We start from the raw sequence: 12,538 nt of genomic DNA on the forward strand, positions 1-12,538 counted from the left end.
AAGCTCGCTCCTACAGGGGGCCGTGGCTTGCCTGGTGTCTGTTGCGCGACAAGCACTTTGCTCGCGCTTGATGCAAATCAAGGCGCATTGATCGCCAGACTCCGACACTGGCGGTCCGCAGCCAGTCTCGGAGACTCGTTATGCTCAATTTATTTCACGGCCCCGGTGAGCCGAACGTCCGGCGCGATCAAGGCGCGCTCGACCCCAACTGCCATGTCGACACTGAAAAATTTCATGGCGGCATCGGCTCTCTGGATTTGCTTCGTGCATTGCGCGTCAGCCGTCAGAAGTGCCGTCCGTTATCGCTGAACGTGCAACTGCCTTCTAACCTTAAGCCTGCCTTGTGGTCCCCTCGCGAAGCTTCAAGCGAGCACAGTGTTGTCGAACACTATCTTCAGCGTCTGCAACATGAGATCGACCTTGTCGGTTGTCATCTGGGAACCGGGCAGCGGGTCGAGCAGTTCCATCTGGGGGGCGGAACACCCGCCATCGCCCACCTGAGACGGCTGATGAATCACCTTCGTGGCCGATTCAACTTTCTTGGACATGAGTGCGGTGACTACAGCATACAAGTGGACCTTCACCATACGGATTGGGCGACCATGGGTATGCTACGTGACCTGGAGTTCAACCATGTCAGCATCGGCGTTCCGGACATTGGTGCCGACAGCGCGATGTCGCTGACCTGCTACCAGAACCCGGCACCGATCCATTCGCTTATCGATGCCGCTCGTACCTTCGGCTATCGATCCATCAATGTCGATCTGGGTTATGGCCATGCTTGGCAGACGCCAGAAAGTTTCGCACTGAAATTGGCAACCATCATCGAACTGGAGCCGGACCGGCTGCTGGTGTTTGATTATGCCCGGCCACCTCAACGCTATCGGCCAAAGGCCGCAGACAACATCAGGGCGTTTTGCAGCGAGGAAGATAGAAGCACCATGCGCCGGATCTGCTTTGAACAGTTGATCGACGCTGGTTATCACTACATTGGCCTGGGGCAGTTTGTCCGGCCCGATGACGATTTGGCGATTGCTCAGGAGCGCGGCCGGTTAAGTCGCAATTGTGAGGGGTTTACCCGTCACGGACATTGCGACCATATCGGGCTCGGTTTGGGCGCTGTCAGTCAGATCGACGGTTTGTATGCGCAAAACACCGACGAATTGGAGCGGTACCAGCAGCAACTGGACATGAACCAACTGCCGACGAGTCGTGGCTGGCGCTGTGAGGCAGGGAATCAGGTCAGGCACAGGGTCATGGAACGCCTGGCGTGTGATCTGGAACTGGATGTCCAGGCAATCGAGACGCGTCATGGACTCATTTTTCGCCAGTACTTTTTCACCGCCTGGCCTGTGCTGGAGCAATTGAGCCGTGACGGATTGATCGAACTGTCTGACCGTTTCATTAGTATTCTTCCGGCCGGTCGGCCGCACGTGGATGCCATCTGCAACCTGTTTGAAAAGGATTCGGGCGGTGCGGGGCATGAACCCCATTGCGAATGGATTGATCATGACAACTTCATTTGATTTCAATCGCGCCCTGGTCGAAAAGTATGACCTGCCGGGGCCGCGCTATACCTCTTACCCGACCGCGCCGCAGTTTCATCAGGCATTCGCCGTCGATGATTATCAGCGTGCCGCCTCCGACAGTAACCTGGCGACGGTGCCCAAGCCGTTGTCGGTGTACATCCACATCCCGTTCTGCAAGAGCCTTTGTTACTACTGCGCCTGCAACAAAATCATTACCCGGAAAACCCATCGGGCTGTCGAATACCTGACGTACCTGAAGCGCGAGATCGCCATGCAGGCGGCCTTGTTCGACAGCACACGCAAACTCACGCAGCTGCATCTGGGCGGGGGCACCCCGACGTATTTGACCCGTGAACAGTTGGCGGACCTGATGGACTGCCTGCACCAGGCATTCGACATGGACGACAGTGATGACCATGAGTTTTCCATCGAGGTCGATCCGCGCACCATCAGCACCGAGCAGATCCAGTCGCTGCGCCAACTGGGGTTCAATCGTCTGAGCTTCGGCGTGCAGGACTTCGATCCCGACGTCCAGGCCGCGGTCAATCGGCAACAAAGCGAAGAGCAAATCTATGCGCTGGTCGCGGCGGCGCGCGGAGCGCAATTCAAGTCGATCAGCGTCGATTTGATTTACGGCCTGCCACTGCAAACCGTGAACAGTTTCGACGTCACCCTCGGCAAAATCATCGCCCTGCGTCCGGACCGGATTGCCGCCTACAGCTACGCCCATTTACCGGAGCTGGTGCGCGCGCAGCGGCTGATTCGTCCGGCAGACATGCCGCCACCGGAGCGCAAGCTGGAGTTGCTCGAGTTGACCATCCGCCGTCTGACCGAGGCCGGTTATGTCTATATCGGCATGGATCACTTCGCCTTGCCGGACGACGAACTGGCGCTGGCCCGCACCCATGGCACTTTGCAACGCAATTTTCAGGGTTATTCGACCCATGCCGATTGCGACTTGATCGGCCTTGGGGTGTCTTCGATCGGCAAGGTCGGCGACAGCTATAGCCAGAGCGTCAAGGAGCTTTCGCAGTACTACGCCCGTATCGATCAAGGTTTGTTGCCGGTGCATCGAGGGTACCGTTTGAGCGCCGACGACTTGCTGCGCCGTGATGTGATCAGCGACCTGATGTGCCACGGGCGGATCGATTTCGCCAAGTTCGAAGCGGGTCATGGCATTTGCTTCACCGAGTATTTTGCCGATGCGCTGGCGCAACTGGACGAGCAGGTGCGTGACGGACTCCTGCAGATTCACAGCGACGAGTTGGTGCTGTTGCCGCAAGGACATTTGATGATGCGCAGTGCCGCGATGGCTTTTGATGCTTACTTGGGCGAACAGCAAAAAGGCCGGTTTTCTCGCACCGTTTGAGGCTTCGGGCGCTCTGGCGCAAGGAATTTTATCGAGTTGATTTCAATCAAGGGCAGCGCGCGCAACGCTCCCTAACATGGCCGCAAGCCCCTTGAAATCAGCGAATTCATGACAATCCATCAGCCTTCGACACATGGCAACCTGCGCATCTGGAGCGTCGGGCTGGTGGTGATGGTCTTGCTGATGATCGCAGCATTCGCGACGGTGCAGGCCAAGTCATACGGCGACCTCGAGCAGCAGCGCATCGAGAAGGTCTTCCCGCAAACCGATTCGGTGTCCGCAGCTGAAGGCAAGTTCAAGGTGCGCACGCTGTCCGCCGCCGGCAAGGTCATCGGGTATGTGTTCCAGAGCCTGGATGTGGTGGATATTCCGGCCTACTCGGGCAAACCCATCAACACCCAGGTGATCCTCGACACCGCCGGGGTGATTCAGGACGCCTATGTGCTGGAGCACCACGAACCGATTCTGCTGATCGGCATCCCCGAGGAAAAACTCCACGGTTTCAGCGCCCGATACAAAGGAATCAATGTCAGCCAGCGGGTAGTCGTCGGCCATTCCAGCGACCCGAGCGCGGTCACCGTGGATGCCATCGCTGGCGCAACCGTCACCGCCATGGTGGTCAATGAGGTCATCATGCGTGCCGCCCATGAAGTGGCCGTATCGCTGAAGCTGATCGAGGACAGGGGTGGGGTGGTGAACAAGCCCGCCATCGTGCGCCAGGACTTTTTCGAGCCCGCCACCTGGGAGCAACTGACCGGTAACGGCGCCATTCGCCGGTTGAACCTGACCCGTGGACAAGTCGATGCAGCCTTCAAGGGCACCGAAGCCGAAGGCGTCGACAACGCCGGCCCGGATCAAGTCGATGACACCTTTATCGAGCTGTACACCGCCGACTTGAACCCACCGACCATTGGCCGCGCGCTGCTGGGCGACAATCAATATCGCTTCCTTATGCAGGAACTCAAACCCGGCGAGCAGGCCATCGTGGTGCTGGGTCGTGGGCTGTTTTCCTATAAAGGCTCGGGTTATGTGCGCGGCGGGATTTTCGATCGGGTGCAATTGCGCCAGTTCGGCAACGTCATCAGCTTTCGCGACATGGACCATCAGCGGCTCACCGACGTGTTTGCCGAGGGCATGCCCGAGTTCAATGAAATGTCGGTGTTCATTGTGCGCAAACCGGCGGGGTTCGACCCGGGATCGCCCTGGTCCCTGGAGCTCCTGGTGCGGCGTCAGACGGGACCGGTCAGTGGCACCTTCAGCAGCTTCGAACTGCCTTATCAACTGCCCGAGCCCTACCTTGAACGCCCCGCGCCCAGTGCCGAAGAACAGGCGGCCATCGAGGAAGCCAGCCGGCCGATGTGGTTGAACATCTGGTACCAGAAATACTTCCAGATCGCCGTCCTCGCGAGCGCGTTGTTGCTGCTGACGGCCATCCTGTTCCTGCAAGACAAACTCACCCGCCGGCCACGCTTTCTGCACTGGCTGCGTCGTGGTTACTTGCTCTTTACTGTGGTCTTTCTGGGCTGGTATGCCTTGGGGCAATTGTCGGTGGTCAATGTCCTGACCTTTGTGCATGCGCTGTTCGAGCATTTTCGCTGGGAGCTGTTTCTCACCGATCCGCTGATCTTCATGCTCTGGGTCTTCACCGCCGCGAGCATCCTGCTGTGGGGCCGTGGGGTGTTCTGCGGCTGGCTGTGCCCGTTTGGTGCCTTGCAAGAGTTGATCAACGAAGCCGCGCGCAAGTTGAAAATTCCCCAGTACGAATTGCCTTTTGCGGTGCATGAGCGGCTGTGGGCGATCAAATACATCATCTTGCTTTTGCTCTTCGGCATCTCCCTGGAATCGATGTCCACCGCCGAGCTGTTCGCCGAGGTGGAACCTTTCAAAACCGCCATCACCCTCAAGTTCGACCGCCAGTGGTGGTTCGTGCTCTACGCGGTGGCGCTGCTGGTGATCAATCTTTTCACGCGCAAAGTCTATTGCCGCTACATCTGTCCGTTGGGTGCGGCGCTGGCAATCCCGACCAAATTGCGCCTGTTCGACTGGCTCAAACGCCGCAAGGAATGCGGCAGCCCCTGCCAGTTGTGCGCCAAGGAATGCGAGATCCAGGCGATTCACCCCGATGGCCGGATCAATGCCAACGAGTGCCACTACTGCCTCGATTGCCAGATGACCTACCACAACGAAGACAAATGTCCGCCGTTGATCAACAAGCGAAAGAAGCGCGGCAAACCGGCACCCGTAGCGGTGCAACTGATACCTGTCGTGGAAGTTCCGGCTACTGAATGAAGCTCGCGAACGCACGTCCGCAGTGACCGTTTTATCTCTTCAAGGAGTACGCAACATGACTGACACAGAATCCAAAAAAGCCATGCCGGAAGAAGAACACGCGGGACTCAGTCGTCGCGGCTTTCTGGGCAGCAGTGCCGTCACCGGTGCGGTGCTGGCGGGGGCCACGACCCTCGGCGGCGCGGTGTTCAGCCGTGAGTCCTGGGCGGCTGCGGTCAAGGATGCGCAGGCGAAAAGCCATGTCGGCCCCGGTGAGCTGGACGAATACTACGGCTTCTGGAGCGGTGGTCATCAGGGCGAAGTGCGGGTACTGGGCGTACCGTCGATGCGTGAGTTGATGCGTATTCCGGTGTTCAACGTCGACTCGGCCACCGGTTGGGGCCTGACCAACGAAAGCAAGCGGATTCTGGGCGACAGTGCAAAGTTCCAGAACGGCGATTGCCATCACCCGCACATCTCCATGACCGATGGCAAGTACGACGGCAAGTACCTGTTCATCAACGACAAGGCCAACTCCCGGGTTGCGCGCATCCGCCTGGACATCATGAAGTGCGACAAGATCCTCACGGTGCCGAACGTGCAAGCCATTCACGGCCTGCGTCTGCAAAAAGTGCCCTACACCAAGTACGTGTTCGCCAATGCCGAATTCGTCATTCCGCACCCCAATGACGGCCGCACCTTCGACCTGCAAGACAAGAACAGCTTCACCATGTTCAACGCCATCGATGCCGAGAAAATGGAGATGGCTTTCCAGGTGATTGTCGACGGCAACCTGGACAACTCCGACGCCGATTACACCGGCAAGTACGCCGCGTCCACTTGCTACAACTCGGAGAAGGCTTACGACCTTGGCGGCATGATGCGCAACGAACGCGACTGGGTCGTGGTGTTCAACATCCCGCGCATCGAGGCCGCGATCAAGGCCGGCAAGTTCATCACCCTGGAAGACTCGAAAGTGCCGGTGGTCGACGGTCGTAAAACCGATGGCAAGGACTCCGAATTCACTCGCTATATCCCGGTGCCAAAGAACCCCCATGGCCTCAACACCTCATCCGATGGCAAGTACTTCATTGCCAACGGCAAGCTGTCGCCAACGGTATCGATGATTGCCATCGACCGGCTGGACGACTTGTTCGCCGATAAATTCAAGGACCCGCGCGAGGTCATCGTCGCCGAGCCGGAACTGGGCCTGGGCCCGTTGCACACCACCTTCGACGGTCGCGGCAACGCTTACACCACGCTGTTTATCGACAGTCAGGTGGTGAAGTGGAACATGGAGGAAGCGATACGTGCCTACAAGGGTGAGAAGGTCAATTACATCAAGCAAAAGCTCGACGTGCAGTACCAGCCTGGCCATAACCATGCCTCGCTGACCGAAACCAGTGAAGCGGATGGCAAGTGGCTGGTGGTGTTGTGCAAATTCTCCAAGGACCGCTTCCTGCCGACCGGGCCGCTGCACCCGGAAAATGACCAGTTGATCGATATTTCCGGCGAAGAGATGAAGCTGGTGCATGACGGCCCTGCGTTTGCCGAACCTCACGATTGCATCCTGGCGCGCCGGGATCAGATCAAGACCCAAAAAATCTGGAACCGCAACGACCCGTTTTTCGCCGCCACTGTGGAGCTGGCCAAGAAAGACGGCATCAACCTGGAGACCGACAACAAGGTCATCCGCGACGGCAATCATGTGCGGGTCTACATGACCTCCATGGCTCCGGCCTATGGGCTGACCGAGTTCACCGTCAAGCAGGGCAACGAGGTCACCGTGATCATCACCAACATCGACCAGATTGAAGACGTGACCCACGGTTTCGTGATGACCAACCATGGCGCCAGCATGGAGATCAGCCCGCAGCAAACCTCGTCCATCACCTTTACCGCCGACAAGGCCGGCCTGCATTGGTACTACTGCAGCTGGTTCTGCCATGCGCTGCACATGGAAATGGTCGGCCGCATGAAGGTCGAGCGGGCTTGACAGTTGGCATTCGACAGGAGCGGGCCGATGACCGATATCAAGGAAAACCCGGTGAAGGTCATTGCCCTTGTGCTCCTGTTGATGTCAGGCGGCGCACTGGCGGCGGTGCAACCGATCACCACGTTGCCGTTGTGGCTTGACGCTGAACAACGCTGGCACTTGCCGGCGGGCGAGTACCGTGGTTCGTTCAGCGTCGACCAACCGATGCAGATTGTCTGCGAGCCCGGCGCGGTGTTTCAGGCGCAAGGGCAGGGCAACGGCGTGATTGTCAGCGCGCCCGATGTCCGGATTGAGGGCTGTACCTTTCTGGATTGGGGGCGCGACCTCACGGCCATGAATGCGGCGGTGTTCCTCCAGCCCAAGGCCCGTGGCGCGGTGATCAAAGGCAATCGCATGCAGGGCCAGGGTTTCGGTATCTGGGTCGACGGGACGCAGGATGCGAGCCTGATCGACAACCGCATCCAGGGGGATCCGGCGCTGCGCTCCCAGGATCGCGGCAACGGTATTCATCTGTATGCGGTGCATGGCGCCAGAGTCATCGGCAACCAGGTGCGCGACACCCGCGATGGTATCTACATCGATACCTCCAACGGCAACCTGCTGCAGGGCAATACCCTGGAAGACCTGCGTTACGGCGTGCATTACATGTTCGCCAACGACAACCGGTTGATCGGCAACACCACCCGCCGCACCCGCACCGGCTACGCCTTGATGCAAAGCCGCAAGCTCACGGTGATCGGCAACCGCTCCGAACAGGATCAGAACTACGGCATCCTGATGAACTACATCACCTATTCAACCTTGCGCGACAACTTCGTCACTGATGTGCGCGATGGCTCGACCGGCGACAGCATGATCAGCGGCGCCGAAGGCAAGGCGTTGTTCATCTACAACTCGCTGTTCAACCGCATCGAACACAACCACTTCGAGCACAGTGCCGTGGGCATTCACCTCACCGCTGGTTCTGAAGACAACCGCATCGCCGACAACGCCTTTGTCGGCAACCAACGGCAGGTCAAATACGTCGCCACCCGCTTGCAGGAATGGTCGGCGGATGGCCGGGGCAATTACTGGAGCGATTACCTGGGCTGGGATCGCAACAACGATGGCCTGGGCGATATCGCCTACGAACCCAACGACAACGTCGACCGCTTGCTGTGGCTGTACCCGCAAGTGCGGCTGTTGATGAACAGCCCCGGGATCGAATTGCTGCGGTGGGTGCAACGGGCGTTTCCGGTGATGAAATCGCCGGGCGTCCTGGACAGCCATCCGCTGATGAATCCCACCACACGACCCCTGACCCAGGAGCCCACCGCATGAACGTCATCGACATGGAAGGCGTCAGCCAACGCTATGGGCACACCACGGTGTTGCATCAATTGAACCTGAGTCTGGGCGAAGGCGAAGTGCTGGGCTTGTTCGGGCACAACGGCGCGGGCAAGACCACCAGCATGAAACTGGTGCTCGGTCTGCTCCAGGCCAGCGAAGGGCTGGTCCGGGTGTTCGGCCGATTGCCCAGTGATCCGCAGGTTCGGCGTCTGCTCGGCTATTTGCCGGAGAACGTGACCTTCTATCCGCAGATGAGCGGCTTGGAGACCTTGCATCATTTTGCCCGACTCAAAGGTGCAGCGCCCGCGCAGGTGGACGTGCTGCTGGAGGAAGTCGGCCTGGCGAACGCGGCGCATCGACGGGTCAAAACCTACTCCAAGGGCATGCGCCAGCGACTGGGACTGGCGCAAGCCTTGCTCGGCGAACCGCGTTTATTGCTGCTCGACGAGCCGACCGTCGGCCTCGATCCCATCGCCACACAAGACCTGTATCGGTTACTCGACCGGCTGCGCAGACAGGGCACCAGCATCATTCTCTGTTCCCACGTATTGCCGGGCGTCGAGGCGCACATCAACCGTGCCGCGATTCTGACCCAGGGGCGCCTGCTGGCCCTCGGCAGTCTGCGCAGTTTGCGCGAGGAAGCCGGGTTGGCGACGCTGATTCGCGCCAACGGGCTCAAGCACGCCGGGCCGTTGCAGCGATCCTGGAACAACGCCGGGCACGTCACCCAGCGCTGGGGCGTGGAGGGCCTTGAAGTGGCTGCGCTCAATGGCAACAAATTGGACCTGTTGCGCGAACTGCTTAATGAACACGAGCCAGCTGATGTGGAAATCGACCCGCCGTCCCTGGAGGACATCTACCGCTATTACATGGGCCGGGCCGGCGCGACCCCCAGTGGAGAGACCGTATGAACCCGATCTGGAACATGGCCCGCAAGGAATTCAATGACGGTTTGCGCAACCGCTGGTTGTTGGCGATTAGCCTGCTGTTCGCCGTGTTGGCGACCGGCATCGCCTGGTTGGGTGCGGCGGCTTCCGGGCAATTGGGCTTCACCTCGGTGCCCGCCACCATCGCTAGCCTGGCCAGTCTGGCGACATTCCTGATGCCGCTGATTGCCTTGCTGCTGGCCTATGACGCGATTGTCGGCGAAGACGAAAGCGGCACGTTGCTGCTGTTGCTGACCTATCCGCTGGGGCGCGGGCACATCCTGCTCGGCAAATTCGTCGGCCATGGATTGATCCTGGCCCTGGCGACCCTCATCGGTTTCGGCTGCGCGATGCTCGCAATTGCGGTGCTGGTGGAGGACGTCGAACTGAACCTGCTGCTCTGGGCGTTTGGACGATTCATGCTGTCGTCGACGTTACTGGGCTGGGGCTTTCTAGGGCTGGCGTATGTGCTGAGCAGTGTGTCCGCCGAGAAATCCACCGCCGCCGGGCTGGCGCTGGGGGTGTGGTTCTTCTTCGTGTTGGTGTTCGACCTGGCGCTGCTGGCATTGCTGGTGCTCAGCGAAGGGCAGTTCAACCCGAAGGTGCTGCCCTGGTTACTGCTGCTCAACCCCGCCGACATCTATCGCCTGATCAATCTCTCCGGTTTCGAACCCGGCGCCGGCAGTGCTGGCGTGCTGACCCTGGGCAGCGATTTGCCTGTACCGGGCTCGATGCTCTGGTTGTGCCTGTTGCTGTGGGTGGCGGTGCCTTTGGGCTTGGCCTGGTTGCTGTTCCGTCGACGGGCGACATGAATTCACACCTTGTTTTTTGGAGCATCTGACGATGAGCACTCTTTATTCGACGACGGTACGCGCCGTGGCGGGCCTGATGGTCTGTCTGTTGCTGGCGGCCTGTGACAAACCGGTGCAAGCCACCTACAGCGATGCCGCTTCTGCTTTTCATCCCAGTGATGAATGCCATGTTTGCGGCATGATCATCGACGGCTTCCCCGGGCCCAAGGGCGAAGTGGTCGAGCGCAGCGGCATCAAGAAATTCTGCTCCACGGCGGAGATGATCGGTTGGTGGCTGCAACCGGAAAATCATCATGGCGAGGCCCGGTTGTATGTCCACGACATGGGCCGCAGTCCGTGGAACGCCCCCAATGATTCGCATCTGATCGATGCCAAGGATGCGTTTTACGTGGTCGGCACCCAACTCAAGGGGGCAATGGGTGTGGTGTTGGCGTCCTTCTCCAGTCAGCAGGCTGCGGAAAAACTGGCCGCCGATCAGGGCGGTCGTGTGCTGCGGTTCAGCGAGATCGATCAGGCGGTGCTTCAGCAGCAGCCAGCGATGTCGCACTCGACTCATTGATCGGCGAGCCATCGAGAAAAGTGATCGCCGTCAAGTCGGTATTTTTGCGTCTGTTCAAAGATAGGGGCTCACAACGTCCCCAGTGCTTGGCATTAACGATGCCCAGGAGAACATGATGCAAACCGAGTTTCAGGATCGTCTGGCGGTGATCACCGGTGCCAGCTCCGGGATTGGCCTGGCGTTGTGCGCCGCGCTGTTGCCTCGTGGGGTCAAGGTGCTGGCGATGTCACGCACTGTCGGTGAATTGCCGGCCTTGCAACAGATCTACGGTGAACGGCTGCAATGGTGCGCCGGGGACGTCACCTGCCAGGACGACCTTTACGAGTTGGCCCGCCGGGCTGCGGCGCTGGGACCGGTGGATTATCTGGTGCCCAACGCAGGCATTGCCGAAATGGCCGATAGCCTGGACATGCCGGCCTTCCAGCGCCAATGGGCGGTCAACGGTGCCGGGGCGTTGAACACCCTGGCGGCGTTGCGCGGTGAGTTGGCGAACCCGGCTTCGGTGGTGTTTGTCGGTAGTTTTCTGACCGGTTCGAGCTTTCCCGGTCTGGCTGCCTGCATCGCCAGCAAGGCCGCGCTGGCGGCTCAGGCGCGTACATTGGCGGTGGAGTTTGCGCGTTATGACGTGCGCATCAACCTTGTTTCGCCGGGGCCGACCGCGACCTCGATGTGGGACAACCTGGGGTTGAGCGATGGGGAACTCGATGACGTCGCTGATACCCTTGGCAAGCGGCTGCTGCCGGGGCATTTTCTCGATGCGTCGGCGGTGGCCAATGTGATTATTTTTCAACTGTCCCAAGGCGCCCGGGGTGTCTATGGGCAGGATTGGAAGGTTGATAATGGGTACACGTTGGGCTGACGGGTGAAGCCTGCTTGCAAAGGCGGTCGGTGGTTTGTTGATCGAGTACATATCCGTTTCTGCGGTAACGGCGGCTTAGGGTTCCGCCCTTACGGCGGGTTACTTTGAAAAGCGCAAAGTAACCAAACGCTTTCGCCCCTGACGTATGGTGGCTCGCCTAGGCTCGCCATGCCCTCACTCCGGTCCTGCTCCGTGGGCCCGCCGCCATCGGCCATCCATGGCCGGGGGCGGCTATCGCGGCATCCTTGCCGCGGTGCCCACTGCGCAGAACCTGCGTTCGGCCTTCCGACGGGGCAGGTCAAGATCAAAATCAAAAGCCAAAGCAAAGCAAAGCAACAGGAGCCGTTCTCACTCTGATCGTTCCCACGCTCCGCGTGGGAATGCCGCCGGGGACGCTCCGCGTTCCGCTGTCGACGTAAGGCTTGAGTCCTGCGCAATGGTGACGCAGAGCGTCACGGGATGCATTCCCACGCGGAGCGTGGGAACGATCATCAGGGTGTACACAACCCGAAATAAGGCCGGCCGGTAGGCCGCCTCGCGGTGCTGTTGCGGTGCACGCCCCCTCGAGAGGCCGAGAGGAGGTTCTGCGCAGTGGGCAACCCGGCATGGATGCCGGGTTAGCCGCCCCCGGCCATGGATGGCCGATGGCGGCGGGCCCACGGAGCAGGACCGGAGCGAGGGCATGGCGAGCCTTAGCGAGCCACCGAACGAAAGGGGCAAAAGCGCTTGGTTACTTGGCGCTTTTCCAAGTAACCCGCTGTAAGAGCCAGCCCTTTCAAGGTGTTTTCCCTTTATGGGCCTTAAGCACCCGGTCGGTCGACACATGAGCATTGGCAGCCTTTCCCTCCAGCCATTCCTTGGGCTTGGCAATTTTGGGGCCGCGTATGCTTT

Annotated in this window: 9 protein-coding genes; all 9 read left to right on the plus strand. The window is 59.7% G+C overall.

Annotated elements, in window-relative coordinates; all coding sequences use genetic code 11:
* Positions 1-140 precede the first annotated feature (140 nt).
* The 9 genes from CKW20_RS25010 to CKW20_RS25050 all read left to right on the plus strand — a co-directional run bounded on the left by CKW20_RS25010 (position 141) and on the right by CKW20_RS25050 (position 11,647).
* Positions 141-1,526, plus strand: a complete 1,386-nt coding sequence (locus tag CKW20_RS25010; RefSeq protein WP_095055270.1) for a coproporphyrinogen III oxidase — start codon at positions 141-143, stop codon at positions 1,524-1,526.
* Positions 1,510-2,898: an oxygen-independent coproporphyrinogen III oxidase gene (hemN, locus tag CKW20_RS25015; protein WP_095055271.1), complete on the plus strand. Its 1,389-nt coding sequence runs from the start codon at positions 1,510-1,512 to the stop codon at positions 2,896-2,898. Before CKW20_RS25010 ends, hemN begins: the two co-directional genes overlap by 17 nt.
* Before the next feature lie 108 nt (positions 2,899-3,006).
* Complete coding sequence (nosR, locus tag CKW20_RS25020; protein WP_095055272.1) at positions 3,007-5,187, plus strand: transcriptional regulator NosR; 2,181 nt, start codon at positions 3,007-3,009, stop codon at positions 5,185-5,187.
* A gap of 55 nt (positions 5,188-5,242) precedes the next feature.
* Complete coding sequence (gene nosZ / locus CKW20_RS25025; RefSeq protein WP_095055273.1) at positions 5,243-7,162, plus strand: TAT-dependent nitrous-oxide reductase; 1,920 nt, start codon at positions 5,243-5,245, stop codon at positions 7,160-7,162.
* Between the two features lie 27 nt (positions 7,163-7,189).
* Complete coding sequence (locus tag CKW20_RS25030) at positions 7,190-8,482, plus strand: nitrous oxide reductase family maturation protein NosD (protein ID WP_095055274.1); 1,293 nt, start codon at positions 7,190-7,192, stop codon at positions 8,480-8,482.
* A complete protein-coding gene (locus CKW20_RS25035; RefSeq protein WP_095055275.1) occupies positions 8,479-9,402 on the plus strand; it encodes an ABC transporter ATP-binding protein in 924 nt (307 codons plus the stop codon). The genes CKW20_RS25030 and CKW20_RS25035 overlap by 4 nt, the downstream gene beginning before the upstream one ends.
* Positions 9,399-10,229 (plus strand): ABC transporter permease, encoded by an 831-nt coding sequence (locus CKW20_RS25040; protein ID WP_030130697.1) that lies wholly within the window; start codon positions 9,399-9,401, stop codon positions 10,227-10,229. The genes CKW20_RS25035 and CKW20_RS25040 overlap by 4 nt, the downstream gene beginning before the upstream one ends.
* Before the next feature lie 31 nt (positions 10,230-10,260).
* On the plus strand, positions 10,261-10,788 hold the full coding sequence (locus tag CKW20_RS25045) for a nitrous oxide reductase accessory protein NosL (protein WP_095055276.1): 528 nt from the start codon (positions 10,261-10,263) through the stop codon (positions 10,786-10,788).
* A gap of 115 nt (positions 10,789-10,903) precedes the next feature.
* Positions 10,904-11,647, plus strand: coding sequence for an SDR family NAD(P)-dependent oxidoreductase (locus tag CKW20_RS25050; RefSeq protein ID WP_095055277.1), 744 nt, complete (start codon positions 10,904-10,906; stop codon positions 11,645-11,647).
* Positions 11,648-12,538: the final 891 nt, after the last annotated feature.

This window comes from Pseudomonas sp. Irchel s3b2 (genome assembly GCF_900187445.1).
In the GTDB taxonomy this organism is placed as follows: Bacteria; Pseudomonadota; Gammaproteobacteria; order Pseudomonadales; family Pseudomonadaceae; genus Aquipseudomonas.

Coding starts and splice junctions, on each gene's coding strand:
- CKW20_RS25010 (WP_095055270.1), top strand. CDS start 141: ATGCTCAATTTATTTCACGGCCCCGGTGAGCCGAACGTCCGGCGCGAT.
- hemN (WP_095055271.1), top strand. CDS start 1,510: ATGACAACTTCATTTGATTTCAATCGCGCCCTGGTCGAAAAGTATGAC.
- nosR (WP_095055272.1), top strand. CDS start 3,007: ATGACAATCCATCAGCCTTCGACACATGGCAACCTGCGCATCTGGAGC.
- nosZ (WP_095055273.1), top strand. CDS start 5,243: ATGACTGACACAGAATCCAAAAAAGCCATGCCGGAAGAAGAACACGCG.
- CKW20_RS25030 (WP_095055274.1), top strand. CDS start 7,190: ATGACCGATATCAAGGAAAACCCGGTGAAGGTCATTGCCCTTGTGCTC.
- CKW20_RS25035 (WP_095055275.1), top strand. CDS start 8,479: ATGAACGTCATCGACATGGAAGGCGTCAGCCAACGCTATGGGCACACC.
- CKW20_RS25040 (WP_030130697.1), top strand. CDS start 9,399: ATGAACCCGATCTGGAACATGGCCCGCAAGGAATTCAATGACGGTTTG.
- CKW20_RS25045 (WP_095055276.1), top strand. CDS start 10,261: ATGAGCACTCTTTATTCGACGACGGTACGCGCCGTGGCGGGCCTGATG.
- CKW20_RS25050 (WP_095055277.1), top strand. CDS start 10,904: ATGCAAACCGAGTTTCAGGATCGTCTGGCGGTGATCACCGGTGCCAGC.